21 protein-coding genes are annotated in these 25182 nt (G+C 62.6%); 11 read left to right on the top strand and 10 right to left on the bottom strand.

Translation table 11 applies throughout. From position 1 onward, the window contains the following. Nucleotides 1-5 precede the first annotated feature (5 nt). Genes ACPJXG_RS21005 through ACPJXG_RS21015 form a run of 3 tightly spaced genes read right to left on the bottom strand, consistent with a single transcriptional unit; the run spans nucleotide 6 to nucleotide 1079 of the window. Complete coding sequence (locus ACPJXG_RS21005) at nucleotides 6-476, bottom strand: CreA family protein (protein ID WP_425252227.1); 471 nt, start codon at nucleotides 474-476, stop codon at nucleotides 6-8. 32 nt (nucleotides 477-508) lie between these two features. Further along, a complete protein-coding gene (locus ACPJXG_RS21010) occupies nucleotides 509-697 on the bottom strand; it encodes a DUF1653 domain-containing protein (RefSeq protein ID WP_034782199.1) in 189 nt (62 codons plus the stop codon). A gap of 10 nt (nucleotides 698-707) precedes the next feature. Then, nucleotides 708-1079, bottom strand: a complete 372-nt coding sequence (locus ACPJXG_RS21015; RefSeq protein WP_034751548.1) for a hypothetical protein — start codon at nucleotides 1077-1079, stop codon at nucleotides 708-710. Between the two features lie 569 nt (nucleotides 1080-1648). Here ACPJXG_RS21015 and xth point away from each other — a divergent pair. Next, on the top strand, nucleotides 1649-2413 hold the full coding sequence (gene xth / locus ACPJXG_RS21020; protein ID WP_425252228.1) for an exodeoxyribonuclease III: 765 nt from the start codon (nucleotides 1649-1651) through the stop codon (nucleotides 2411-2413). Here the strand turns inward: xth and ACPJXG_RS21025 are convergent. Beyond that, a complete protein-coding gene (locus tag ACPJXG_RS21025; protein WP_425252229.1) occupies nucleotides 2410-6072 on the bottom strand; it encodes a sensor domain-containing protein in 3663 nt (1220 codons plus the stop codon). The genes xth and ACPJXG_RS21025 overlap by 4 nt on opposite strands. A gap of 211 nt (nucleotides 6073-6283) precedes the next feature. Between ACPJXG_RS21025 and prpR the strand changes: the two genes are divergently transcribed. The 5 genes from prpR to ACPJXG_RS21050 all read left to right on the top strand — a co-directional run bounded on the left by prpR (nucleotide 6284) and on the right by ACPJXG_RS21050 (nucleotide 11607). After that, the gene (gene prpR / locus ACPJXG_RS21030; protein ID WP_425252230.1) at nucleotides 6284-7915 is read left to right on the top strand and encodes a propionate catabolism operon regulatory protein PrpR; all 1632 of its coding nucleotides are present in this window, start codon (nucleotides 6284-6286) and stop codon (nucleotides 7913-7915) included. 24 nt (nucleotides 7916-7939) lie between these two features. Continuing rightward, nucleotides 7940-8878 carry a phytanoyl-CoA dioxygenase family protein gene (locus ACPJXG_RS21035; RefSeq protein ID WP_425252231.1) on the top strand — a complete coding sequence of 313 codons (939 nt, stop codon included), beginning with the start codon at nucleotides 7940-7942 and terminating at the stop codon, nucleotides 8876-8878. Nucleotides 8879-8968: 90 nt separating this feature from the next. Continuing rightward, on the top strand, nucleotides 8969-9841 hold the full coding sequence (locus ACPJXG_RS21040) for an alpha/beta fold hydrolase (protein WP_425252232.1): 873 nt from the start codon (nucleotides 8969-8971) through the stop codon (nucleotides 9839-9841). A 3-nt stretch (nucleotides 9842-9844) separates the two neighbouring features. Then, the gene (locus tag ACPJXG_RS21045) at nucleotides 9845-10891 is read left to right on the top strand and encodes a sensor histidine kinase (protein WP_425252233.1); all 1047 of its coding nucleotides are present in this window, start codon (nucleotides 9845-9847) and stop codon (nucleotides 10889-10891) included. Continuing rightward, nucleotides 10888-11607 (top strand): LytR/AlgR family response regulator transcription factor, encoded by a 720-nt coding sequence (locus ACPJXG_RS21050; protein ID WP_425252234.1) that lies wholly within the window; start codon nucleotides 10888-10890, stop codon nucleotides 11605-11607. The genes ACPJXG_RS21045 and ACPJXG_RS21050 overlap by 4 nt, the downstream gene beginning before the upstream one ends. A gap of 5 nt (nucleotides 11608-11612) precedes the next feature. On the opposite strand, the gene ACPJXG_RS21055 is transcribed toward ACPJXG_RS21050, so the two are convergent. Together ACPJXG_RS21055 and clpA are read right to left on the bottom strand one after the other, a co-directional pair. Then, on the bottom strand, nucleotides 11613-14978 hold the full coding sequence (locus tag ACPJXG_RS21055) for a S41 family peptidase (RefSeq protein ID WP_425252235.1): 3366 nt from the start codon (nucleotides 14976-14978) through the stop codon (nucleotides 11613-11615). 172 nt (nucleotides 14979-15150) lie between these two features. Further along, nucleotides 15151-17751: an ATP-dependent Clp protease ATP-binding subunit ClpA gene (gene clpA, locus ACPJXG_RS21060; protein ID WP_425252236.1), complete on the bottom strand. Its 2601-nt coding sequence runs from the start codon at nucleotides 17749-17751 to the stop codon at nucleotides 15151-15153. Between the two features lie 321 nt (nucleotides 17752-18072). Between clpA and cspE the strand changes: the two genes are divergently transcribed. Next, the gene (cspE, locus tag ACPJXG_RS21065) at nucleotides 18073-18276 is read left to right on the top strand and encodes a transcription antiterminator/RNA stability regulator CspE (RefSeq protein WP_010395943.1); all 204 of its coding nucleotides are present in this window, start codon (nucleotides 18073-18075) and stop codon (nucleotides 18274-18276) included. An 89-nt stretch (nucleotides 18277-18365) separates the two neighbouring features. On the opposite strand, the gene icd is transcribed toward cspE, so the two are convergent. After that, nucleotides 18366-19619, bottom strand: a complete 1254-nt coding sequence (gene icd / locus ACPJXG_RS21070; RefSeq protein ID WP_035825883.1) for an NADP-dependent isocitrate dehydrogenase — start codon at nucleotides 19617-19619, stop codon at nucleotides 18366-18368. A gap of 280 nt (nucleotides 19620-19899) precedes the next feature. On the opposite strand from icd, the gene ACPJXG_RS21075 reads away from it, so the two are divergent. From ACPJXG_RS21075 to ACPJXG_RS21085, 3 genes are all read left to right on the top strand, one after another. Continuing rightward, complete coding sequence (locus ACPJXG_RS21075; protein ID WP_096234386.1) at nucleotides 19900-20463, top strand: pseudouridine synthase; 564 nt, start codon at nucleotides 19900-19902, stop codon at nucleotides 20461-20463. Between the two features lie 107 nt (nucleotides 20464-20570). Then, nucleotides 20571-20897, top strand: coding sequence for a hypothetical protein (locus tag ACPJXG_RS21080; protein WP_176390392.1), 327 nt, complete (start codon nucleotides 20571-20573; stop codon nucleotides 20895-20897). 132 nt (nucleotides 20898-21029) lie between these two features. Further along, a complete protein-coding gene (locus tag ACPJXG_RS21085) occupies nucleotides 21030-21473 on the top strand; it encodes a DUF192 domain-containing protein (RefSeq protein WP_425252237.1) in 444 nt (147 codons plus the stop codon). Nucleotides 21474-21630: 157 nt separating this feature from the next. Here ACPJXG_RS21085 and rpsT read toward each other — a convergent pair whose 3' ends face one another. Continuing rightward, a complete protein-coding gene (rpsT, locus tag ACPJXG_RS21090; RefSeq protein WP_010395935.1) occupies nucleotides 21631-21897 on the bottom strand; it encodes a 30S ribosomal protein S20 in 267 nt (88 codons plus the stop codon). Between the two features lie 308 nt (nucleotides 21898-22205). Between rpsT and murJ the strand changes: the two genes are divergently transcribed. Further along, entirely contained in the window at nucleotides 22206-23753 is a 1548-nt protein-coding gene (murJ, locus tag ACPJXG_RS21095) for a murein biosynthesis integral membrane protein MurJ (protein WP_425252238.1), read from the top strand. A gap of 63 nt (nucleotides 23754-23816) precedes the next feature. Here the strand turns inward: murJ and ACPJXG_RS21100 are convergent, their stop codons facing one another. Both ACPJXG_RS21100 and ACPJXG_RS21105 read right to left on the bottom strand, forming a co-directional pair. Then, nucleotides 23817-24311, bottom strand: a complete 495-nt coding sequence (locus tag ACPJXG_RS21100; RefSeq protein ID WP_035825867.1) for an FxDxF family PEP-CTERM protein — start codon at nucleotides 24309-24311, stop codon at nucleotides 23817-23819. 245 nt (nucleotides 24312-24556) lie between these two features. Next, nucleotides 24557-25180 (bottom strand): type II secretion system protein, encoded by a 624-nt coding sequence (locus ACPJXG_RS21105; RefSeq protein ID WP_425252239.1) that lies wholly within the window; start codon nucleotides 25178-25180, stop codon nucleotides 24557-24559. Nucleotides 25181-25182: the final 2 nt, after the last annotated feature.

The raw sequence follows: 25182 nt of genomic DNA on the forward strand, positions 1-25182 counted from the left end.
CTCGCTTAACGGACGGGAATCGGCTGGTCGCCGGGCACGGCGACGGCGGTGACGCTGTTTTTCGGACTGCCGTCGATCAGGCGGTCGGAATACACGAGGTAGACCAGCGCATTGCGCTTGCTGTCGACCATGCGCACGACGCGCACATGCTTGAAGAAGATCGAGGCACGCTCGGTAAACACTTCTTCCTGGCGCGGTAGCTTGCCCTTGAATTGCAGCGGCCCCACCTGGCGGCAAGCCACGGATGCATCGGCCTTGTCTTCGGCCAGACCGACGGCGCCCTTGATGCCGCCCGTCTTGGCGCGCGACAGGTAACAGCTGACGCCAGCGACGCGCGGGTCGTCATACGCTTCGACGACGATCTTGTGGTCAGGGCCGATCAGTTTGAATACGGTATCGACCGAACCGATGGTTTCGGCATGCGCCGCGGCGCAGGCAAAGCCCAGCACCAGAGCGGCAGGCAGCAATTTACGCATGAAAGAATCCCGGGCACGCACGCAGGCGGCCATCAGTTGATGGGAGCGAAACGCTGGACCATGACGCCTTCGACTTCGATCAGTTGAAAGAACACGTCTTTCGGCCGGGTCCAGATGGAACCGTCGGCGGCGCGATAGACGATCATCGGCGTCAGATCCGCTTCCAGCGTGGCTTCGCACACCAGTTCGTAAATGCCGCCTTTATAGTGCCGATAACGCATCGCCGTCCCCTCAAGCCGTTGAATCTTCGCTCTTGTCGTCGGCCAGTGCCTTCTGCTTCTGCTTCAGGCCCTGGATTACTTTCAGTATGCCTTCCATGCCGGCCGCGCCATCGGCGCCGCTGAAGGCGTCGAGCACCTCATTGAGCACCTTGTTGCGCACGGTCGCTTCATCGGAAGACATTTCCAGCGCGCGCTGGGCTTTCGCCGCCTTCTCGGCCGCGCTCACGCGCGGCTTGGCAGCCGTCTTGCCATGCGTCAGAGCAGCCTGCCAGATAACCCAGCGGCGCTGGGTCTCGAAAATCAGGTACTCATCCGGTTTATCTTCTCTTCGCCGCACAATGTGGCCGTCACGCTGCGCCCACGCTTCAAATGCAGTTCGCATTTTCTTCCTTTGCAAATGCTACGCGCAAGTCTCACTATTAAAACTGCAACATTTCAAAATAGTACCATCTATTGATGTCGCAAAACAGTCTCATAGATATAGTACTGCAATTTATATAACAAGTCTGGCGGCGCCAAAGACGGAATTGACACTCCGTCCCCGGCACAGTGGTCATGTAATCGGAATAGCAATTACAACTAATTACAACTGCTTCCTGTTCGGTTCTTCACTTGGCTGTAACAAAGCCGTATGACACAGTTGTTACACGGTGCCATTTTAGTAGTTTTTATCGCGTTTTAGCGAGAAACTTTACACCTTTGTCGCGTTAAACGGCGGGACGCATCCTGCCGCGCCAGCCACTTATGCCAAATCAAACATAGGGGTTGATCAATGATACACAAAAACATAATATTCATGCGCCACGATTGGTTAAGTATAAATATTTTATCCCTCCTCTTTTTCCCGGTCAGTCAATAAAGCCCCTACCCGGCAAGAGGCGCAGGACGCCATCGACACGCATGCGGTAAGATTCGCGCCTATCGCCACCTATTCAAGCAAGGATTTTTCCCATGAAACTCGCCACCTGGAACGTCAACTCGCTCAAAGTGCGCCTGCCGCAAGTGCTGCAGTGGCTGACAGACAACCCGGTCGACATACTGTGCCTGCAAGAGACCAAACTGACGGATGACAAGTTCCCCGTCGCCGAGATCGAGGCGGCCGGCTACCAGGTAGTCTTCAGCGGCCAGAAAACGTACAACGGTGTGGCCATCCTGTCGAAGCTGCCGATCACCGACGTGGTCAAGAACAACCCGCGCTATGAAGATGCGCAGCAGCGCATCCTGGCCGCCACCATCGGCGGCGTGCGCGTCGTCTGCGCCTATGTGCCGAACGGCCAGAGCGTCGATTCGGACAAATACGAATACAAGCTGGGCTGGCTGGCCGCCCTGCACGACTGGCTGGCCGAAGAAGCGCGGCAGCACCCGCAACTGGCCGTCGTCGGCGACTACAATATCGCGCCCGACGACCGCGACGTGCACGACCCCGTCGCTTGGGCCGGCCAGGTGCTGGTGTCGGACAAGGAACGCGCCGCCCTGCAGCGCCTGTTCGACATCGGCCTGACGGACGCCTTCCGCCTGTTCGAGCAGGCCGACAAATCGTTCAGCTGGTGGGATTACCGCCAGCTGGGCTTCCGCCTGAACAAGGGCCTGCGCATCGACCATATCCTGCTCTCGCCTGCCCTCGCCGGCCGCTGCACGGCTTGCGTCATCGACCGCGTGCCCCGCAAGTGGGAACAGCCGTCCGACCATGCGCCTGTCGTGGCGACGATTGATTAACTAATAGCTATTCGCTCCAGCAAGGCCTGCGCGTTCACGGCGGGCACTGGCGCGGAAAACAGATAACCCTGCGCATAGCGGCAGCCGTTCGCCTGCAGCAGGGCGAACTGTTCTTCCGTCTCCACGCCCTCGGCCACGGCCGACAATTGCAGGCTGTCGGCCAGCGCGATGATGGCCGCCACGATGGCGCGGTCTTCCGCGCTATGTTCGAGGTCCTTGATGAAGGCGCGGTCGATCTTGACCTTCTTCACGGGGAAGCGCTTTAGATAGGCCAGGCTGGAATAGCCGGTGCCGAAGTCGTCGATCGACAGGCGCAAGCCCATGCCATTGATCTGGCGCAAAATCTCCAGCGTATGCTCGCCGTGCTGCATCAGCGCCGTCTCGGTGATCTCGAATTCCAGCAGCGCCGGATCGATGCCCGTTTCCCGCACCACGGCGCCGATGGCCGCCACCAGCCCCTTGTGCATGAACTGGCGCGGCGACAGATTCACCGCCAGCGGCACCGGCTGCAAGCCCTGGCGCTGCCAGGCCATGCTTTGCTCGCAGGCCTGGCGCATCACCCACTCGCCCACCGGCACGATCAAGCCGTTTTCCTCCATGATGGGAATGAAGCGGTCCGGCAGCACCAGGCCGTGGCCGGGACGGCGCCAGCGCAGCAGCACTTCCATGCCGTGCAGCCGGCGCGTGGCGATATCGATGATCGGCTGGTAAAACAGTTCGAACTGCTGCAGCGCCAGTGCCGTGCGCAAGCTGCTTTCCAGATCAAAGTGCAGGGCCGCCGCCTGGTTCATCGTCTGCGTGAAGAACTGGTAGTTGTTGCGGCCATTGCCCTTGGCGTGGTACATGGCCGCATCCGCATGGCGCATCAGCGCGTCGACGTCGCCGCCATCGTCCGGATACAGGCAGATGCCGATCGACGGCGTCACGTGCAGCACGTGGCCGTCGAGCGGAAAGGCGGGCGTCAGCGCCTCGATGACCTTCTCGGCCACACGCGCCGCCTCGTCGCTGCCGCGGATGCCAGGCACCAGCACGACGAATTCATCGCCGCCCAGGCGCGCCACCGTGTCGCTGGCGCGCACGGCGCCGCACAGCCGGGCGGCCACTTCCTTGAGCAGCAAATCGCCCGTCATGTGGCCCAGCGAATCGTTGATGGTTTTAAAGCGATCGAGGTCGATGAACATCACGGCCAGCTTGCGCCCGGAGCGCTGCGCGGCCAGCATGGCCCGCTCCAGCCGATCCGACAGCAGCGCGCGGTTCGGCAAGCCCGTCAGGTTGTCGTGGTAAGCCATGTGATGCACGCGCGCCTCGGCCTGGCGCCGCTCGGCGATCTCACCCTGCAGCAGCAGGTTGGCGCCGGCCAGTTCGGCCGTGCGTTCCTGCACGCGCAATTCCAGTTCGTCGCGCGCGCGGCGCACCGCCTCGGCCGCCTCGCGGCGCGCCGTGACGTCGTCGACCAGCCACACGGAACGGCCATGCGCATGCGCCAGGTCAAACGGCCGGCCGGACAGGCGCGCCCAGAAGCGGCTGCCATCCTTGCGCACCAGCTGGTATTCCGACATATGCACGCGCCCCGCATCGAAATCGCGCGCCGTCTCGCCGCGCGCCACCTTCCACGCGGCCACGTCCGGATACAGGGCTTGCACCGACAGGCCGTTGATCTCGCCGGGGCCATAGCCGAACAGCTCTTCCATCTTGCTGTTGGCGCGCAAATTGTAGCCGCCCTCTATCACCGAGATGCCCAGTACAGCGCTGTCGAGGATGGCCTGGTTTTCCAGCAGCGCGTTGCGCAGGGATTCTTCGGCGCGCTTGGCTTCCGTGCGGTCTTCGATGATCCAGATGGTGCCGGCGGCGGGGTCGTCGGGATTGACGACATAGGCGATCAGCTGCGCCCACAAGGTCGTGCCGTCGCGGCGCATCATCTCGACTTCCGTCTGGAAGGGCTTGGCCACCGACAGGAAGGGAAAGGCCGCCGCACCGAGCAACTCGTACGATTGCTGCGACACGTACAGCGCGCGCCCGGGCAAGCCCAGCGCCTCGTCGCCGCTGTAGCCGAACATCGCGGCAAAGCCCAGGTTGTAGCGCGTGATCTGGCGGTTCTTGGTGTACAGGATGCTCACCGAGGCATTCGTCATGATGGCCGCCACCTCCATCTGCGCCTGGCGGCTGGCCGTGATGTCTTCCAGGATCCAGATGGCGCCCTGCTCGCTGTGCGTCTGGTCGACGGCCTTGGCGCGGATGCGGCACCAGAACAGACTGCCGTCGCGGCGGCGGAACAGCGATTCATCCTGCTCGTACGGCAAGCCCTGCCCCAGCAGCGGCGTCGCTTGCACGCCAAACGCCTCGTAGGCGGCGGGCGAAGGAAACAGCTCGGCGGCGGGCAGGCCCGTCATCTCTTCCTGCGCGTAGCCGAACATTTCGGCAAAGCGGGGATTGCAGCGCAGGATCAGGCGCGAACGCGAAAACAGGATGCCGACGGAGGCATTGTCGAGAATGGCCTGCTGCTCCAGCATCAGCTGGCGCGTCGCCTCCTCGGCCGCCTTTTGCGCGCTGCGGTCGTCGAACAGCCAGATCGTGTCGCGCAAGCCGCGATCCGTCTGGCTCTCGGGATTGAGCACATAGCCATACGCCAGCGCCCAGAACGTGGAGCCGTCGCGCCGGCGCATCTCCATCTCGCCCTGGAACGGCAAGCCACGCCGCAGCAGGGGCGAAGCCTGCCGCACGACATTGTCATATGCCGCGCGCGACGGATACAGGTCGGCGACGGCCATGCCCACACCGCTGTCGCCGTCAAAGCCGAAGCATTCGGCGAAGCGCCGGTTGTAGCGCAGCACGCCCTTGTCGCGCTGGAAGCCGATGGCCAGCGGCGCGTTATCCATCACGGCCTGCATTTCCAGCATGGCGCGGCGCAGCTGGTCTTCATCGCGCCGGTGGTCGCTGATGTCTTCGATGATCCAGACCGTGCCGTCATGGGTATTCAAGGGATCGACGGCGCGCCCGTGCAGCCGGCTCCAGAACAGGGTGCCATCCTGGCGCCGCAATTCCAGCTCGGTGCGGTATGGCTTGCCCTTCGAGAGCAGCGGCGCCGCTTCCAGCCCCAGGGCGCGGCAATGCTCGGCGGAGCGGTACAGCACCGCGCCCGGCATGCCCGTCAGCTGGTGGCGCGCATAGCCGAGCATCTCGGCGGCGCGGATATTGCACTCCTCGATGAAGCCGCCCTTGGAAAAGACGATGCCGACGGCCGCGCTTTCCAGGATGGCCTGCTGTTCCAGCAAGGTCTTGCGCAAGGCTTGCTGGTCGCGCTGCTGCACGCGGATGTCGGCAAACACGAGGGTCGCACCGGGCAAGCCATCGTCCACCAGAAGCGGCCTGGACCAGACCTGCACGGCGATGGCGCCCGATACCCCTTGCAGGCTGCTGTCCCACTGCCGCTCGCGCCCGGCCGCACCGAGCGCGCCGCGCAGCATGCTGGTGCTCGACGCGCGGTAGGCGTCCGTAAAGCAATCGGCCAGCAGCCGGCCCGCGATATCCGTGCCCAGCAAGGCCTGCAAGGCGCCATTCGCCGCCACCACCATGCCGCAGGCATCGCAGGCACAGGCCGGCAAGGCGATCAGCTGCAAGGCATCGGCAATGAAATCGGGACTGGTGGGGACGCGGTTCATGGACACCATGGGACGGTTAGGGACGAGATAAACATGCGCCTGTGTAAATATTCTTCCAAGCATCATGGTGCTGCTAGATCATAAACCAGTTTCCGGCGGTTTTTTCATATTCCTTATTGGCAATATCTGAAACGCCACAGACCACTTGCAACACGATCGTTGCAACGGCGTTGCATGGCAAGAAAATGAAACAAATCGTTTAGAATAAAGCATGCGCCGCCCTCCCCAACCTCCGCTCGACCACCGCGACAAACCCGTCATCTGGACCGTCTCCGTCTCGCGGCTGTTCGACCTGTTCCGCGACATCACGCTCGAATACGACGACCTGGCGACGATCGAACCGATCAACCTCGGTTTCGACGACGCCGTGCGCCACATCCGCGAACGCATGGCCACCGAGCGCTGCGACGCCGTCATCGCGGCCGGCTCGAACGGCGCCTACCTGAAAGGCCGGCTGTCGGTCCCCGTCATCATCGCCAAGGCCAGCGGCTACGACGTGATGCAGGCGCTGGCGCGCGCGCGGCGCATCTCGCCGCACATCGGCGTCGTCACCTACCAGGACCCGATGCCGGAACTGGCCGAATTTGCCGCCACCTTCGGTTTCCAGATCGCGCAGCGCACCTACGCCACCGAGGAAGACGCGCGCGCGCAAATCAATGAACTCAAGGCGGCGGGCGTGAAAGCCGTCGTCGGCGCGGGGCTCGTCACCGACCTGGCCGAAGAGGCGGGACTGGCCGCCGTCTTCGTGTATTCGGCCACGGCCATCCGGCGCGCCTTCGACGACGCGCTGGAACTGGCGCGCCTGACGCAGATCGAATCGACGCGGGGACGCCGCGCGGTGGTGGCAGATACCCTGCGCGCGCGCCACGGCCTGCACGACCTGCGCGGCGAATCGGAAGCGATGGAAGCGCTGCGCCAGTCGGTGGTGCTGTATGCGCGCTCGCCGGCGACGGTGCTGATCCAGGGCGAGACGGGCAGCGGCAAGGAACTGGTGGCGCAGGCGATCCACCGTGAAAGCCCGCGCAGCCTGGGCGCGAACCGGCCCTTCATCGCCATCAATTGCGGCGCCATCGCCGAATCCCTGCTGGAATCGGAACTGTTCGGCCACGAGGACGGGGCCTTCACGGGCGCGCGCCGCGGCGGCCATGCGGGCCTGTTCGAAGCGGCCAACCACGGCACCCTGTTCCTCGACGAAATCGGCGAAATGCCGCTGGCCCTGCAAACGCGCTTGCTGCGCGTGCTGGAAGAGCGCGAAGTGGTGCGCGTGGGCGGCACGCGGCCCATCGCCATCAATGTGCGCATCATCAGCGCCACGCATTGCGACCTGGAGCAGCGCATCCGCGAAGGCCGCTTCCGCGCCGACCTGTTCTACCGCCTGGCCGTGCTGCGCCTGCATTTGCCCGCTTTGCGCGAACGCGCCAGCGATATTCCGGGCCTGGCCGAATGGTCGCTGAAAAACGCGCTGGCCGCGCTGGGCGCCCGTCCGCACCCCAATCTGCATGCGGAAATTCAGGCGTGCGCGCCGCTGCTGCGCCGCTACGACTGGCCCGGCAATGTGCGCGAACTGCGCAACCTGGCCGAGCGCCTGGCCCTGTTCCTGGCCGCCGAACCGCTGCAGGCGCTGACACCCGGCTTCGTGCTGGGCGTGGCGCCGGAACTGGCCAGCGCTGCCGGCGCGGCGGTGCCGCTGGCGCAGGCTACCGCCGCTGTCACCGCCGCGCCGCGCCTGGAAGACGAAAGCGCCAGCGCCGTGCTGGCGCGCTTCGGCGGGCGCCGCGACGCCGCCGCCCACTATCTCGGCATCAGCCGCACCACCCTGTGGCGGCGCCTGCGCAGCGGCTGACTTTTCAACCATACCCCAAACACCATGGACGACTGGCCTCATTTGCACGAATTATGGCAACGCTGCACGGGACACGCTGGCGCGAGCGGCAAGCAGGGACTGGCGCGCGACCAGCGCGACATCAAGGCGCTGTACGCGTGCGGCATTTCCATGGAAGACGCCATGCAGTTCCTGTTCCAGCAACGCCCTACGCTGGAAGCCTTCCAGGCGTGGCTGGCTGGCCGCACGCGCGTGCGCCCGGCGCACGCCGCCAGCGCGCACCAGGACGTGCTGTCCGCCGCCGAGCTGCGCCATTTCGAGGAGCACGGCTATCTGGTGCTGCGCGGCGCCGTGCCACGCGCGCAGTGCGAGGCAGCCCGAGCAGCCATCTGGGACTATCTGGATGCCAGTCCCGATGATGCCGCGTCGTGGTACCGGCCGCACCCGGGCAAGCGGGGCCTGATGCTGCAGTTTTCCGACCATCCGGCCCTCGAGGAAAACCGCCACAACGCGCACATCCGCCATGCCTGTCAGCAGCTATATGACACCGGCATCGGCGCTGGCGCCGGCATCTACGCCAGCATCGACAAGGTCAGCTTCAATCCGCCGCAGACGCCGCAGCACAGCTTCCCTGGCAGCGCCCTGCACTGGGACGTCAGCCTGCAGCAGCCGATTCCCTTCAAGCTGCAAGGCATGCTGTACCTGAGCGACTGTCCCGCGCAGCACGGCGCCTTTCACTGTGTGCCCGGCTTCCAGCACCACATGGCCGACTGGCTGCGGCAAGTGCCGCCGGGGCGCCAGCCGCGCGAATGGGCCGTCGACGATTTGCGGCCCGTGCCCGTCGGCGGCATGGCCGGCGATTTCATCATCTGGCACCAGGCCCTGCCCCACTGCGCCACGCCCAACCACGGCCCGGCGCCGCGCATGGTGCAGTACCTGACCTACCTTCCCGACCATTGCCAGGACCAGGATGTGTGGATATGAACCGCTCATCCCGCCCTGCCGCCGTTCATCCCGCGGCGCTGGCAGCCGCACGCCTGTGCCGCTAGCATGGTCGTCAAGGAGGAGTACCCCATGAAACGAACACTGCAAACCTTGATCTTATCTAGTGCCCTGCTGGCGGCAGGCGCCAGCCAGGCCGCCACCCCAAAGGCCTTCACGGTCGAAGTCACCGGACAAGGCCGGCCGCTGATCCTGATTCCCGGCCTGGCGTCGTCGGGCGAAGTGTGGCAAGGCACGGTGGCGCGTCTGTGCGGCCCGCAAGCCGCACGCCAATGCCACGTGCTGACACTGGCCGGCTTTGCTGGCGCGGCGCCCATCGAAGGCGACTTGCTGGCGCAGGCGGAGCAGCAACTGGCCGACTACATCGGCAACCAAAAACTGGGCCAGCCGGCCATCATCGGGCATAGCCTGGGCGGCTTCCTGGCCCTGAAAATGGCCATCGACCATCCGGCGCAAACGGGCAAGCTGGTGATCGTCGACTCGCTGCCGGCGCTGGGCGCGACGCAACTGCCCTCCATCACGCCGCCGCAGCTGCAAGCCATGGCGACGCAGATGCAATCGGCCATGCGCGCGCAGGATGGCGCCACCTACGCCGCCAGCCAGCGCCGCGCCGTGACCAGCATGGCCAGCGCGCCGGCCGACGTGGAACGCATCATCGGCTGGGGCCAGCGCTCGGACCGCGAGACGGTGATCAAGGCCATGGGCACCCTGATGGCCAGCGACCTGCGCCAGGACGTGGCGAAAGTGCGCTCGCCGACCCTGGTGCTGGGCACCTGGATCGCCTACAAGGACTTTGCGCCGCGCGCCGCCATCGAGGCTACCTTCCAGCAGCAGTATGCACAGCTGCCCGGCGTAAAAGTCGCACTGGCCGACACAGCGCGCCACTTCATCATGTACGACCAGCCAGACTGGATGCATGCGCGCATCGAACAGTTCCTGGACTAGGCAATGAACACGCCCTTGCACCGGCCGCTGCTGGCCAGGATCAACTGGTACTGGACCTTCCAGCTGGCCGGCTGGGGCGCGCTCACCCTGTTCAACAGCGTGTATGGCGGCTCCACGCAGCTGCGCATCGTCGTGACGATTGCCGGCTGGGGCTCGCTGGGCGGGCTGCTGCTGTCGCATCTGTGGCATGGCATCCTGCAGCGGCGCGGCTGGGCGGCCAACGGTCTGCGCTGGACACGCATCGTGCCGTCGCTGATCGTGCTGGCCGCCATCCAGACGGCCAGCGTGGCGAGCGCCTTCCACGTCATGTATCCGCCGCACACCATTCGCGGCCTGGCCTGGCTGCCCGGCGCCCTGTTGTTCTGGTTCGGGGTATTCCTGACCTGGACGGTGTTCTACTTCACCGCGCTGTCGCTGCGCCGCGCCAGCCGCTTCGAGGCCGAGGCGCTGCGCCTGGAAGTGCTGGCCAAGGACGCCCAGTTGCGCGCCCTGCAGGCGCAAGTCAATCCGCATTTCTTCTTCAACAGCCTCAATAGCGTGCGCGCGCTGATCTTCGAAGACCGCGAAGCGGCCGCGCACATGATTGACCAGCTGGCCGGCCTGATGCGCCACGCGCTGCAGTCCAGCCAGCACGCCACGGTGCCGCTGGCGGCCGAACTGGACGCCGTGCGTGCCTACCTGGCCATCGAACAGAGTCGCTTCGAGGAACGCCTGCGCGTCAGCTTCGACATCCTCCCCGGCCTGGAGCACGCGCGCGTGCCGCCCATGGCCCTGCAAACGCTGGTGGAAAACGCCGTCAAATACGGCGTCGAAGCGAACGCCGAGGGCGGCGACATCCGCATCGCGGCGCGGCGCGGCGCCGACACGGACATGCTGCGGATCGAGGTGGCCAATACGGGTGAGCTGCGCGGCGCATCCAGCTCCACCGGCATCGGCCTGCGCAATGCGCGCCAGCGCCTGCAGCTGGCCTGCGGCGAGCGCGCCAGCCTGGAACTGCGCCAGCAGGCGGGTTGGGTATATGCCACCATCGACTTGCCGGAGCCGGCATGAACGGATCGCCGCTGAAGGTAATGCTGGTCGATGACGAGCGCCTGGCGCGCGCCGAGCTGCGAAGGCTGCTGGCGCCGCATGTGCAGCAAGGCGCCGTGGAGATCGTGGGCGAGGCGGCCAGCGCGGCCGATGCCGTCGCGCAGATCGGCAAGCTGCGCCCCGACCTGCTGCTGCTCGACGTGCAGATGCCGGGCGGCTCCGGCTTCGACCTGCTTGCCGCGCTCGATGATGCGCCGGACGTCATCTTTTGCACGGCCTTCGACCAGTACGCGCTGCAGGCGTTCGAGGTCAGCGCCCTCGACTACCTGCAAAAACCCGTGCAGGCGGCGCGCCTGGCCACGGCGCTGGCGCGTGCCGGCGCGCGGGCGCAAACCGTGCCACCGCCCGCGCCGCGCAAGGTCTTCATCAAGGACGGGGAACGCTGCTGGTTCGTGGCGTTTGACGATATCCGCCTGCTGGAATCGGAAGGCAACTACACGCGCGTGCATTTCGGCGCACAGCGGCTGCTGATGCTGCGCACCCTGAACCAGCTGGAAGAAAAGCTCGATCCCGCCCTGTTCCTGCGCGCCAACCGGCGCCAGATCGTCAACCTGGCGCAGGTGGCGCGGCTCGCGCCAAATGCCGCCGATGGCCTAGCCCTGCACCTGCAGGACGGCAGCGTGGTCGAGGTGTCGCGCCGCCGCGCGCAGCAGTTCAAGGCCGCCTGCGGCCTGTAGCCGGACTACTTCAGCGCGGGAATCGGCTGCGCCTGGAAGGCCGGGCGCGGCTGCTCCTTGAGCTTTTTCGCCAGCATGTCGAGCGCCACTTCCAGCTGGCGGTCGGCGCCATTGAAGGTGGCGTGCGGCGGGTTTTCCACCTCGACGTCCGGCACCACGCCCACGCCTTCGATCAGCCACTGGCCGTCGATGCCGAACTGGCCGTTTTCCGCCACGCGCGCCATGCCGTTGTCGGCCAGGCGCGTATTGTCGCTGAGCCAGACGCCGGCGCCGGCCGTGCGCTTGCCCACCAGCGGCGCCAGTTTCAATGCCTTGATGCCGGCGGCGAAAGTCTCGCCATCCGAATACGTGAGTTCATCGACCAGCACCACCAAATGGCCACGGAAGGTGTTCTGCATGTTCGACGACGGCTGCACGCCCGGCGGCGCCCAGTAGGCCCAGGCCTTGCGCAGCAGCTTTTCAATGATCCAGCTGTCGATATTGCCGCCGTTATTGCGCCGCACGTCGATGATCAGGCCTTCGCGGTTGATGTTGGCGTAAAAATCGCGCGCGAACGAGGCGATGTCATTGGCGCCCATGGCGCGCAAATGCAGGTAGCCGATGCGTCCCTGCGAGGCGGCCGCCACCTGCTCGGCGCGGCTCAGTTCCCAGTCGCCATAGCGCAGCGCCGTCTGTTTCGCCATGTTCACGGGCGCGACGATGACGGCGCGCGGCGCGCCCCCTTTTCCATTACTCCGTTTGACCTGCAGCAGCACCTGCTTGTCGGCCTGGTTCAGCAGCAAATCGCTGATGTCGCGCGCGGCCAGCACGTCCTTGCCGTTGACGGCCGTGATCACGTCGCCCGCCTTCACATCCACTTCGGGGCGCGACAGCGGCGCGCGCGCCGAGGGCAATTCCGCTTCGCTGCGGTAGACATGTTCGACCCGGTAGCCCTCGCCGGTGCGCGCCAGCACGGCGCCGAGGCCCGCCGGCGTGCCTTCCTGCTCCGTGCGGCGCAATTCGCCGGGACGGATCTGCGAATGCAGGGCGCCCACTTCGGCCACCATCATGCCGAGTACATCATTGAGTTCGGCACGGTCCGTGACCCGCTCGACCAGCGGCGCATATTTGTCGCGCGCCGCCTTCCAGTTCACGCCGCGCATCTTCGCGTCGTACAGGAAGTCGCGGTGCAAACGCCACGCATCGTTGAACATCTGCTTCCATTCCAGGCGCGGATTCGACACGAACGTCCAGTCGTCGACCTTGACCTTGGCCTTCGACAGGTCCGCCGGCAGCTTGGCGCCCGCCTCGATCACCAGCATCTCGCCCGGGCCGGTGGCGGCCGCAGTACGGTAATACAGATGCTTTTTATCCTGCGCCAGGTCGAATTCGCGCACATTGGCCACCAGCAGTTCCGGCTTGGAGCCGGTATTGCCAATCGCCAAGGTCTTCAGGCTGGACTTGTTCTCGCCACTTTCCCGTTCCAGGAAATACAGGCGCTTGTCGTCAGCGGCCAGCGCGCTGTAATTGCCCGCCGCCAGCGGCACTTCATACAGGCGCTCGGCCAGGCCCTGGCTGACGATGGCAGGCAAGGCGGCTGGCGCCTTTTTCACGGCGCCCTTGCCGCCGGCCTTTTCCAATGCTTTTTCCGCCGCCTGTTCGGCCGCCTTTTCACCATCCGTTTCGGCCGGTTTCACTCCCGGACGGCTCAGCTCGTCGTCGGGCTGGAACGGGAAACGGTTGCCCGGCTGCAGCGCCAGCGCATATACGCCGATGCGCTTGTCGAACACGGGGCCCATGTTGCGATCACCCCACGGCGAGCCGTTGGCCAGCTGGAAATTGCGCGCCGACATGAAATACAACCACTTGCCGTCGGGCGAAAACACGGGTGAACCGGACGTATAACGGTCGCTGGTGACGAATTGCAGCTGCTTCGATGCGAGGTTGTACAAGCCGATCTGCTCGCGCTGCTCGTTGCTGGCCACGCGCACGATGGCCAGGTTATGGCTGTCGGGCGACCATTGCACTTCGTCATGCTTGTCCACGCCGGCCTTGCCCGCATCGTCGATCAGCTGGTTGCCCCTGGTCGCCAGGTCCAGCAGCCAGAAACGGCCCTTTTTGTCCGTGTGCGCCAGCCAGCGCCCGTCCGGCGATGGATACAGTTTCCAGCGATGATTATCTCCCTGCGTCGTCAGCTGCTCGCCCTTGCCCGAACCATCGGCGGCGTACTTCCAGATCTCATTCTCGCCGCTCGTGTCGACGATGGCGAAGACGGATTTCTCGTCGCTGGAAAAGACGGCGTCGCGCGCCCGCGCCCCTTCGGGAATGGCGATATCGACTCGGCGCAAACTGCCCGTGCCGGCGATGCTGACCTTGCCGCGGGCGGTGAGGATGATGCGCTCATCCTTGCCCGACACCTGCACATTGGAGAGGGTGTCCAGTGGCGAGCGGATCTGGCGCGCGCGCTGCTGGTCGAAGTCGGACACGAGGCTGATCGGCAATGGCGACGAGTCCGTCCCTGCCGCCAGGTCCAGCACTTGCAGGTCCGCACCCAGTTGATACACGATCTTGCCGTCGCCCAGCTGCGCATTGCGCACGTCCCACTGCGTGTGGGTCGTCAAGGCGCGGCGGTCGGAGCCGTCCGGCAGCATGCTCCACAGATTGTCGCTGCCGCCCTCGTCGCTGATGTAATAGACTCTGCCTTGCCACCACATGGGGCGCTTGTTGTTGCCCGTCAACACGGCAGGCTCCGCATGCATGCGCACGGCCTCGCCCTTGCCATCGAGGTCATAGCGCCACAGGGTCGCATGCGCGCCGCCCCGGTAGTTGCGCACATTGTCGTTGGTCATGGCCAGGCCAAAACGCGTGAAGAACAGCGTCTTGCCAGAGTCGTCGAGCACGGCGTCGTTGGCGTCGGCCACGGGAAACACGCGGCGCGTCTGTTTCACGGGATCGATGGCGGCGACGATGCGGCGCGAAGCGGGGCCATCCGTATTTTGCGTGCTGACCAGCACCTCGCCCTGCGCCGTCCAGCCCAGCACCAGCACGCCGCCATTGTCATACGAAATACGGCGCGGCAAGCCGCCGGCCAGCGGCATCACATACGCTTCCTGCGCCCCTTCGTAGGCGGCGGAAAAGGCAATCCACTGGCCGTCGCGCGAAATCGCCGCGTTCGTTTCATAGCCGGGATGCGTGGTCAGGCGCTGCGCCGCGCCACCGCGCAGATTGCTTTTCCACAAATCGCCTTCGGCCGTGAAGACGACGGTATCGCCGCGCACGGCGGGAAAGCGGAAATAGCTGCCGGCAGGCGCGGCGGCAACAGCGGCAGCGGCGGCGTTACCCAGCAAGCCGGCGGAAAACAACAGGAAGGCGAGAGTACGGGAAATTTTCATGTGGACATCCAGATGGCGGTCAGGCGGTATGGACACCATGTCGATACCGGATAGCAATTCTGGCATAACTATGACCAAAGAAAACCTTCTTAAAACCTTCTTTATTGCCCATAAAAACGTAAAAAAACCCGCGCCACTTGCGTGGGCGGGTTTTTCGTTGACTGCAGGAAGCTTATTCCACTTCCACCGTTTCCGGCGCAGCCGTCGGCGCCGCGTCTGGCGGTTCCGGGAATTCCAGCAAGACCTGGTCCTTGTCGTCGAGGTCGACGGTGACCCGTCCGCCTGTGACCAGACGGCCGAACAACAGTTCGTCGGCCAGGGCCTTGCGGATCATGTCCTGGATCAAACGTGCCATCGGACGCGCACCCATGAGCGGATCGAAACCTTTCTTGCCGAGGAAAGCACGCAGCTTCTCGGTAAATACGGCTTCGACCTTTTTCTCGTGCAACTGCTCTTCCAGCTGCATCAGGAACTTGTCGACCACGCGCAGGATGATTTCTTGGTCCAGCGAGCGGAAGCTGATGGTCGCGTCGATGCGGTTGCGGAACTCCGGCGTGAACATGCGCTTGATGTCGGCCATCTCGTCGCCAGCCTGCTTCGAGTTGGTGAAGCCGATCGACGTTTTTTGCAAGCTTTCCGCGCCCGCATTGGTCGTCATGATGATGATCACGTTGCGGAAATCGGCTTTGCGGCCATTGTTGTCCGTCAAGGTGCCGTGATCCATCACTTGCAGCAGGATATTGAAAATGTCCGGATGGGCTTTTTCAATTTCATCGAGCAGCAAGACCGCATGCGGCTTCTTGGTGATCGCTTCCGTCAGCAAGCCGCCCTGGTCGAAACCGACGTAACCCGGCGGCGCACCGATCAGGCGCGACACGGCATGGCGTTCCATGTATTCCGACATGTCGAAACGGATCAGCTCGATACCGAGGATGAAGGCCAGCTGTTTCGCCACTTCGGTCTTGCCGACGCCGGTCGGACCGGAGAACAGGAAGGAACCGATCGGCTTGTCCGTCTTGCCCAGACCGGCACGCGCCATCTTGATGGCCGACGCCAGCGCGTCGATGGCGGGATCTTGCCCGAACACGACATTGCGCAAGTCGCGGTCGATCGTCTGCAGCTTGCTGCGGTCGTCCTGATTGACCGTTTGCGGCGGAATGCGCGCGATCTTGGCAATGATGTCCTCGATCTCGGCCTTGCCGATGGTTTTCTTTTGCTTCGACTTCGGCAGGATGCGCTGCGCCGCGCCCGCTTCATCGATGACGTCGATTGCCTTGTCGGGCAGATGGCGGTCGTTGATGAAGCGCGCCGCCAGTTCGGCCGCCGTCGACAGGGCCGAGGCCGAGTATTTCACGCCATGGTGCTCTTCGAAGCGCGATTTGAGGCCGCGCAAGATTTGCACGGTTTGCTCGACGGTCGGCTCGTTGACGTCCACTTTCTGGAAGCGGCGGGAGAGCGCATGGTCTTTCTCGAACACGCCGCGAAATTCCGTGTACGTGGTCGCGCCGATGCATTTCAATTGACCATTCGCCAGTGCCGGTTTCAGCAGGTTGGACGCATCGAGGGTGCCGCCCGACGCCGAACCCGCACCGATGATGGTGTGGATTTCGTCGATGAACAGGATGCCGTTCGGATTGTCCTTCAATTGCTTCAGCACGGCTTTCAGGCGCTGCTCGAAGTCGCCACGGTATTTGGTCCCGGCCAGCAAGGCGCCCATGTCCAGCGAATACACGACGGCATTCTGCAGGATTTCCGGCACATCGCTTTGCGTGATGCGGTAAGCGAGGCCTTCGGCGATGGCCGTCTTGCCCACGCCCGCCTCGCCGACCAGCAGCGGATTGTTCTTGCGGCGACGGCACAGGATCTGGATCACGCGGTCGACTTCTTCCTCGCGACCGATCAGCGGGTCGATCTTGCCTTCGGCAGCGGCCTTGTTCAGGTTTTGCGTGAACTGGTCGAGCGGGCTTTCCTTCGGCTGGCCATCGACAGGCGCTTCTTCCACGCCCTCGGAGGCTTTCGCGCTTTCCGTCGACTGGTCCTTGCGCACGCCGTGCGAAATGAAATTGACCACGTCCAGGCGCGTCACGCCCTGCTGGTGCAGGTAGTAGACCGCATGCGAATCCTTCTCGCCGAAGATGGCCACTAGCACATTGGCGCCCGTGACTTCCTTCTTGCCATTCGAGGCGGACTGGACGTGCATGATGGCACGCTGAATCACGCGCTGGAAACCAAGCGTCGGCTGGGTGTCGACTTCGCCCGTGCCAGGCACGGTCGGCGTGTTATCGCCGATGAAATTGGTGAGGGTCTTGCGCAGGTCCTCTATATTGACCGCGCAGGCACGCAACACCTCGGCAGCGGAGGGATTGTCCAGCAGTGCCAGCAGTAAATGCTCAACCGTGATGAATTCGTGCCGTGCCTGCCGAGCTTCGACAAACGCCATGTGCAAACTTACTTCTAATTCCTGCGCAATCATACTTCCTCCATCACGCACTGCAGGGGGGTGCCCCGCCTTGCGCGCATGCGTTAAAACGAACTCCACTTTGGTACACGCTATATCTTTAGAGAACACGCCGCACACTCCTTTGCCGTAGCGATGAACACTGAGCATGATTTGCGTCGCCGTTTCACGGTCCTTGTTGAAATACTCCTGAATGATGGCCACCACGAATTCCATCGGGGTGTAGTCGTCATTGAGCAAGGCTACCTGGTAGAGCGGTGGCGGCTTCAGCACTTGCCGCTCCAGCAGGGTTTCTGTGTCGTGCTTGGTTGCCATACGCTTATTCTAATGCTTTCACAGTGGTTGTCATGCGCAATATCTACGCCTTTCCAATTGTTTTCAATCTTACGCGTTTTCTTAATAGTGCGCAGATGGCGACCTTGCCGTCAAAATCAAGAGTTGCTTTTTTGGTTGCCGTGAAGAATTTGGCAATATCGATGGAAAAGCGCTTGACTTCATTATTTATTCCGCCAACAATGCTGTATCGACTGTTGCAGTAATGTACAGCTTGATAAGAAGTGAGACGTCGAGGAGGGGGCAAGAAGCTTCTTGCTTTTATGGCTCGTGTGATTTGTTTTAATTTTGAAAGTTCTTTTTATGGCAACAGGTACAGTTAAGTGGTTCAATGATTCCAAAGGTTTTGGCTTCATCACTCCAGATGATGGCGGCGAAGATTTGTTTGCTCATTTCTCCGCAATCAACATGAACGGTTTCAAGACCCTCAAAGAAGGTCAAAAAGTTCAATTCGAAGTCACGCAAGGCCCTAAAGGCAAGCAAGCTTCCAACATCCAAGCAGCCTAAGCATCGCCGGCCCTCAGATGTGAAAAACCCCGTTTCCTTGAAGCGGGGTTTTTTTTCGTCCGCAGGGTGCGCAACACCCTGCCCCTCTATTACATGTGCTCGATCATCACGGCGCCAAAGCCCGAACACGACACTTGCGTGGCGCCTTCCATCAGGCGGGCGAAGTCGTAGGTGACGCGCTTCGAGGCGATCGATTTTTGCATCGAGGAAATCACCAGGTCCGCCGCTTCCAGCCAGCCCATGTGGCGCAGCATCATTTCCGCCGACAAAATCAAGGAACCGGGGTTCACGTAATCCTTGCCCGCGTACTTCGGCGCCGTGCCGTGCGTCGCTTCGAACATGGCGACGGAGTCCGACAGGTTGGCGCCTGGCGCGATGCCGATGCCGCCCACTTGCGCCGCCAGCGCGTCGGAAATGTAATCGCCGTTCAAATTCAGGGTGGCGATGACGCTGTATTCGGCCGGACGCAGCAAAATCTGTTGCAGGAACGCGTCAGCGATGGAATCCTTGACGATGATATCGCGGCCCGTCTTCGGGTTCTTGAACTTGCACCATGGACCGCCATCGATCAGCTCGGCGCCGAATTCCTTTTGCGCCAGCGCATACGCCCAGTCGCGGAAGCCGCCTTCCGTGTACTTCATGATGTTGCCTTTGTGCACGATCGTCACGGATGGCTTGTCATTGTCGATCGCGTACTGGATGGCCTTGCGCACCAGGCGCTCCGTGCCTTCGATGGAGACGGGCTTGATGCCCAGGCCCGACGTGGCCGGGAAACGGATTTTCGTCACGCCCATTTCATTGACGAGGAAATCCATCAATTTTTTGGCTTCGGGCGAACCCTGCTGGTATTCGATGCCGGCATAGATATCTTCCGAGTTTTCGCGGAAAATCACCATATCCGTCTTTTCCGGCTCTTTCACGGGCGATGGCACGCCCGTAAAGTAGCGCACGGGACGCAGGCAGACGTACAGATCGAGCTGCTGGCGCAAGGCCACGTTCAGCGAGCGGATGCCGCCGCCCACGGGTGTCGTCAGCGGGCCCTTGATGGAAACGACGTAATCTTTGAGTACTTGCAGGGTTTCTTCCGGCAGCCACACGTCGGGGCCGTACACATTCGTCGATTTTTCGCCCGCATAGATTTCCATCCAGCTGATCTTGCGCGCGCCGCCGTAGGCCTTGGCCACGGCAGCGTCGATCACCTTGATCATGACCGGGCTGATGTCGATGCCCGTGCCATCGCCTTCAATGAAGGGAACGATGGGATTATCTGGTACATTCAGCGAAAAATCGGCGTTGACGGTGATTTTTTGGCCGTCAGCAGGTACAGTGATATGTTGATACATCGTGATCTCCGAAGTGGGACACACCGCTGGCGGGCAACACAGGCCGGCGACGCGCTCTGCGATTGCAGAGTTTACAAAAACAAGTCCGAACAAGGCGGCAACAACGCACTTTAGCAGGGAAAGAACACCCGGACCATCCGCGTCGCCAAAGAACCGCAGCGCCATAGTCTTCTATAAGACATAAGACTAACGTTTCACATTATGCACCAGTATCTTACAGGGCGCCACGCTTTTGCGGCGCCGACCAGCAGCCACCATCGTTTGCATCAATTTATCCAGCATGCCACTCATCCTCTTCAATAAACCATTCCAGGTCCTGTGCCAGTTTTCGCCACAGGATGGCCGCGCCACCCTGGCCGACCATCTCACCATCCCCGGCATCTACCCGGCCGGCCGGCTCGACGCCGACAGCGAGGGCTTGCTGCTGCTGACGGACGATGGCCGCCTGCAGCACGAGATCAGCCACCCGGACCGCAAGGAAGCGAAAACCTATCTGGTGCAGGTGGACGGCGTGCCCGACGCGGCCAGCCTGGCGCGCCTGCAGGCGCCGCTGGACCTGGGCGACTTCATCACCAAGCCGTGCAAAGCCGTGCGCATCGCCGAGCCGGACTGGCTGTGGCCCCGCAATCCGCCCATCCGCGCGCGCGCCGACAAGCCCACCTCGTGGCTGGCGATCACTTTAAAAGAAGGAAAAAACCGGCAAGTGCGGCGCATGACGGCGGCCGTCGGCCTGCCCACCCTGCGCCTGGTGCGCAGCGCCATCGGCCCGTTCTCGCTGGCCAGCCATCCCTTGCTGCCCGGCGAATGGTGCGAAGTGCCGGCCGAGAACATAGGAAAAGCGTGAGCGGGACAAGAAAAAACAGCCGCGGCGTCGAATTTTGCCAATAAGCACTATTTATTTTTAGATAATGCATTAAAATCATCCCACCTTAACATGACAGAAAAGGAAAGATGATGACAAAAGTAATCCTGGCCCTGGCCGCTACCCTGTTTGCTGGCGCCGCACTGGCGCAATCGGGCGCCAAGGTGCACGCTTCCGCCGCGACCGATGCCGTCAAGCCGCCACCCGCCTCGGCTGCCAGCCATGCGTCGGCCGCCACCGACGCCGTCAAGCCGGCGCCGCCGGCCTCGGCCACCGTCAACGCTTCGGCCGCGACGGATGCGGCGCGTTCCGGCGCATCAACCAAGGCTTCGGCCGCGACCGATGCGCCACGCCTGATTCCCCAGGCACGCAAGACGAAGCAGCCGGCCGCTGAAGCTGGCAAGCCCGTGAAGTAAGTGCAGTTCCCGGGGTTACGGCAGCAGCCATGTTGCTGTAACCCCACGCTTTCGGTGCGGACAGGCAGCATGCTTGACCAGGCAGCCGCCAGCATGGCTTAATCGCCGCTTCGCAGCCACCGTCACGCCCCCATGAAAAATTCCCTACGCCGTCTGATCCTGTCCACCGCCCTGCTGGCCTGCGCCGGCATTGCCCAAGCGCAAACAAAGAGCGTGCAACTGTCGGCTGGCATGCACTTGATCCAGGCGGAAGTGGCCGCCACGGAAGCGCAGCGCGAACAGGGTTTGATGTACCGTGAAAAAATGGAGGCCAATGCGGGCATGCTGTTCGTCTTTGGCAATCCATCGACGCAATGCATGTGGATGAAAAACACGCCGCTGCCCCTGTCCGTCGCCTTTATCGATGCCGGCGGCAAGATCGTCAACATCGAAGACATGCAGCCGCACACGCTCGACAGCCATTGCTCGACGAAGACCGTGCCCGTGCGCTATGCGCTGGAAATGCACCTGGGCTGGTTCAAGCAAAAGAACATCAAGCCAGGCATGAGCATCGGCAGCTTGCCGGCCGCGCGCTAGGCGGTGGCCGCTGTCCATTGCGGACACGGCCGCGAAAAACCGCGAAAAAGAACGCGAAAAAACCCGCCAGAATGAATCTGCGGGTTTTTGCTTTTCAACCAGTGCCAGCGTACCGGCACAGGCAAGGCCACCGTGGTGGCTTGCCTGCTGGCGAATATTAAGCGGACAGTGCTTTCAAAGCAGCTGCCAGACGGCTCTTATGGCGAGCTGCCTTGTTTTTGTGGATGATCTTCTTGTCAGCGATACGGTCGATGGTCGACACGGATGCTTGGAAGATTGCAGCAGCAGCTGCCTTGTCGCCGCCCTGGATCGCTTTGCGAGCAGCTTTGATAGCCGTGCGCAAGGTCGAACGTTGGGACGAATTGTGTGCGTTTTGCTTAACTGCTTGACGAGCGCGTTTGCGCGCTTGTGCGGTATTTGCCATGGAATTTCCTAAAACAGGGTCAAAGTGCGTTTGCAAACATTAGTGTTTGCCAACCGGTGCGTTCTGTGCGTCTGCCGAACCATGTGTGCCAAACCAGTGCCTGTCAAACATTAGTGTCTGCGTAACAGAATTCTGTACAGCCTTCGATTATAGCGATATTTTCAAGCGGGGGCAAATCAAAAAACCGTGTATCACGCCAAAAACACGTGAAAATGGGCCTGACAAGGGCGAATAGGCGGCGCTTGTTACCCGCTTGTTACCATATTTTAAGCGTTTGCCAGTACCGCGCCCGGCTATAATCTGCCCCCATGAACTTGCTTAAAACCCTCGCCGCCATTTCCAGCATGACCATGCTGTCCCGTGTAACCGGATTATTGCGCGAAAGCCTGTTCGCGCGCGCCTTTGGCGCCGGCGCCTACACGGACGCCTTCATTGTTGCCTTCCGCATCCCCAACCTGTTGCGCCGCTTGTTTGCCGAGGGCGCGTTCTCGCAAGCCTTCGTGCCGATCTTGTCTGAATACAAGAACCAGCATGGCCAGGAAGCGAGCAAGCAACTGGCCGACCATGTGGCCACCACTCTGGTCTGGGCCACACTGCTCGTGTCCGCCATCGGCATCGTCGGCGCGCCGTGGTTCGTCTACGCGATCGCCACGGGCCTGTCCAAGGATCCGGGCGCTTTTGACGCGGCCGTGTGGATGACGCGCTTGATGTTCCCCTATATTACTTGCATGTCCTTCGTGGCCCTGGCCGGCGGCATTCTGAATACCTGGCGCGAATTCAAGATTCCCGCGTTCACGCCGGTGCTGCTGAACCTGTCGTTCATCGCCGCCTCGCTATTCCTCGCGCCCTATTTGAAACAGCCGATCTACGCCATGGCCATTGCCGTGTTTGCCGGCGGCCTGCTGCAGGTGGCCATCCAGATTCCCGCGCTGATCAAGATCGGCATGCTGCCGCGCCTGTCGATCAACCCCGCCATCGGCCTGTCCGACGGCGGCGTGCGCCGCGTGCTGAAGAAGATGGGGCCGGCCGTGTTCGCCGTCTCGGCAGCGCAGATCAGCCTGATGATCAACACCAGCATCGCGTCGCGCCTGGCAGAAGGCAGCATTTCCTGGCTGTCGTACGCGGACCGCCTGATGGAGTTCCCCACCGCCATGCTGGGCGTGGCCCTGGGCACCATCTTGCTGCCCAGCCTGTCGAAGGCGAACGTGGATGGCGACAAGACGGAATACTCGGCCCTGCTGGACTGGGGCTTGCGTTTGACCTTCCTGCTGGCCCTGCCCGCCGCCGTGGGCATGGCAACCCTGGCCACGCCGCTGATCGCCACCCTCTTCCATTACGGCAAGTTCACGGCCGAATCCGTGACCATGTCGACGCAGCCGCTGGTGGCTTACAGCCTGGGCCTGATCGGCATCATCTTGGTAAAAACCCTGGCGCCCGCGTTCTATGCGCGCCAGGACATCCGCACGCCCGTGAAAATCGCCATCGGCGTGCTGATCGCCACGCAACTGATGAATCTGCTGTTCGTGCCCTACATCGCCGTGGCCGGCCTGGCCCTGTCGATCGGCCTGGGCGCCTGTCTGAACGCCACTTTTCTCTATTGGGGCTTGCGCAAGCGCGGCATCTACCAGCCGAAACCGGGCTGGGCCAAGTTCTTCCTGCGCCTGCTGCCGGCACTCATCGTCATGGGCGGCGTGGCGTATGCTGGCGCCATGCGCATCGACTGGATCGCCATGCAAGCCCATCCGCTGTTGCGGGCCGGCGCGCTGGCCCTGGTGGTGGCCCTGTGCGGCGTGGCCTACTTTGCCACCCTGTTCCTCGTTGGCTTCCGCTTCCGCGATTTCAAGCGCCACGCTTGACAACATCCAACAAGAAACAAAAAAACCCGCCTCGGCGGGTTTTGTCATTCTAACCAATAAAAATCAGGCAGCTTTGCGGGCGCGGCGGGCCGCGAAGCCGACCAGCGCCAGGCCGCCCAGCAGCATGCCGTAGGTTTCCGGTTCCGGCACGGGCAAGGCGGAGACCGTGCCCACGTACTGGCCATTTTGCAAACCACTCAAGCCCGATACACGCACCTCATAGTTGCCCGCAGCCAGGGAACCGGCCCAGCTCAGGCTCTGGATGCCGGCCACCGACGTCAGGGTCAGGTCGCCATAACCCACCAGTGTGGCCGCGAAGTTGCTGATCGCGCCTTCGGCAACGGAAAACGTTTGCAAGGCGCCAAACGAGGTCGACGATGGGGTCAGCAGCTTGAAGGTCCACAAATCATCGACCACCGAATTGGCGGCGAAATTGGTGGTGATCGATGCCCGCGTATCGAAGCCGCTAGGATCCAGGATGCCCAGATTGTAGGTGGCCGCCGATGCGCTGAACGATGCTGCAGCCAGAATGCCTGCCGCGATAAATTTCAATTTCATAAATTATCCCTTAAAAGTAATTTATGGCCGCCAAGTGGGCCAGCCATCGCTTTAGTACTGAAAGTACCAGGCGGAATGGTAGCATAAAGACATTAAATTACTTGTAATTATTTTATCGAAATTTCATTTATTGAAAGTGTTTCCTCTATGAAATGGTTATGAGTCAAGATGAATTTCCAGGTGAAAATAGTTACCCTTGGATACTCGTTGTTGACTTATGGTTAAAGCAGATTGCGCGCTTCTTGTTATGCGCCGGTCTCCTCCTCCGGCTCCACCACCTCGGGCGGTACCGGTTCGGACGCTGGCGCGGCAGCTTGTGGCGGTGGAAACAAGGCGGGCGGTGCGGTGAAGGACGGTGCGGCGGCGTCTGCCGGCACCAGGGCCAGTCCCGCCGGCGGCACGGGCCCACCGGCGACAAACTGCCACTCGGACAAGCGCGACCTGCCTTCAAAACCGGTGAAGCGGGCGTCAAAATTGCCCACTTTCAAAGGCGCGGACGACGACAGGCTATGCACGCCGATAATGCCCTGGCTGCCGGGCTGGTACAGCAAGCCCCACTCGGCGCGTCCCGTGATGGGGTCCACATACAGCTTGCGCAAATGCCGGCGCACCTGCGGAAAGCGGGGGTCGCGCAGCAAGGCGGCCAGAGTCGGCGGATGCTGCGGCTGGCCGGCTGGCGTGGCGCCCGCATAACTCTGCAGCGCATCGACAAACTGCGCGCCGATGTCGAGCAATTCCTGCTCGGCCGCCTGGCGCTGCAGCAGGGAACCCATCTTCAGCCCGGCCGCCCCAACGAGGCCCAGGATGGCCACCACGATGATCAGGCCCAGGTAAGTGAAACCACGCTGGCGGCGCGCAGGACGGTGCATGG

The organism is Janthinobacterium sp. NFX145 (genome assembly GCF_049810325.1).
Classification (GTDB): Bacteria; Pseudomonadota; Gammaproteobacteria; order Burkholderiales; family Burkholderiaceae_D; genus Janthinobacterium; species Janthinobacterium rivuli.

Coding starts and splice junctions, on each gene's coding strand:
- ACPJXG_RS21055 (WP_425252235.1), bottom strand. CDS start 14,978: ATGAAAATTTCCCGTACTCTCGCCTTCCTGTTGTTTTCCGCCGGCTTG.
- ACPJXG_RS21010 (WP_034782199.1), bottom strand. CDS start 697: ATGCGTTATCGGCACTATAAAGGCGGCATTTACGAACTGGTGTGCGAA.
- ACPJXG_RS21080 (WP_176390392.1), top strand. CDS start 20,571: ATGATGACAAAAGTAATCCTGGCCCTGGCCGCTACCCTGTTTGCTGGC.
- murJ (WP_425252238.1), top strand. CDS start 22,206: ATGAACTTGCTTAAAACCCTCGCCGCCATTTCCAGCATGACCATGCTG.
- ACPJXG_RS21075 (WP_096234386.1), top strand. CDS start 19,900: ATGCCACTCATCCTCTTCAATAAACCATTCCAGGTCCTGTGCCAGTTT.
- ACPJXG_RS21015 (WP_034751548.1), bottom strand. CDS start 1,079: ATGCGAACTGCATTTGAAGCGTGGGCGCAGCGTGACGGCCACATTGTG.
- ACPJXG_RS21105 (WP_425252239.1), bottom strand. CDS start 25,180: ATGCACCGTCCTGCGCGCCGCCAGCGTGGTTTCACTTACCTGGGCCTG.
- clpA (WP_425252236.1), bottom strand. CDS start 17,751: ATGGCAACCAAGCACGACACAGAAACCCTGCTGGAGCGGCAAGTGCTG.
- ACPJXG_RS21005 (WP_425252227.1), bottom strand. CDS start 476: ATGCGTAAATTGCTGCCTGCCGCTCTGGTGCTGGGCTTTGCCTGCGCC.
- icd (WP_035825883.1), bottom strand. CDS start 19,619: ATGTATCAACATATCACTGTACCTGCTGACGGCCAAAAAATCACCGTC.
- ACPJXG_RS21045 (WP_425252233.1), top strand. CDS start 9,845: ATGAACACGCCCTTGCACCGGCCGCTGCTGGCCAGGATCAACTGGTAC.
- ACPJXG_RS21025 (WP_425252229.1), bottom strand. CDS start 6,072: ATGAACCGCGTCCCCACCAGTCCCGATTTCATTGCCGATGCCTTGCAG.
- ACPJXG_RS21050 (WP_425252234.1), top strand. CDS start 10,888: ATGAACGGATCGCCGCTGAAGGTAATGCTGGTCGATGACGAGCGCCTG.
- cspE (WP_010395943.1), top strand. CDS start 18,073: ATGGCAACAGGTACAGTTAAGTGGTTCAATGATTCCAAAGGTTTTGGC.
- xth (WP_425252228.1), top strand. CDS start 1,649: ATGAAACTCGCCACCTGGAACGTCAACTCGCTCAAAGTGCGCCTGCCG.
- ACPJXG_RS21040 (WP_425252232.1), top strand. CDS start 8,969: ATGAAACGAACACTGCAAACCTTGATCTTATCTAGTGCCCTGCTGGCG.
- ACPJXG_RS21035 (WP_425252231.1), top strand. CDS start 7,940: ATGGACGACTGGCCTCATTTGCACGAATTATGGCAACGCTGCACGGGA.
- ACPJXG_RS21085 (WP_425252237.1), top strand. CDS start 21,030: ATGAAAAATTCCCTACGCCGTCTGATCCTGTCCACCGCCCTGCTGGCC.
- rpsT (WP_010395935.1), bottom strand. CDS start 21,897: ATGGCAAATACCGCACAAGCGCGCAAACGCGCTCGTCAAGCAGTTAAG.
- ACPJXG_RS21100 (WP_035825867.1), bottom strand. CDS start 24,311: ATGAAATTGAAATTTATCGCGGCAGGCATTCTGGCTGCAGCATCGTTC.
- prpR (WP_425252230.1), top strand. CDS start 6,284: ATGCGCCGCCCTCCCCAACCTCCGCTCGACCACCGCGACAAACCCGTC.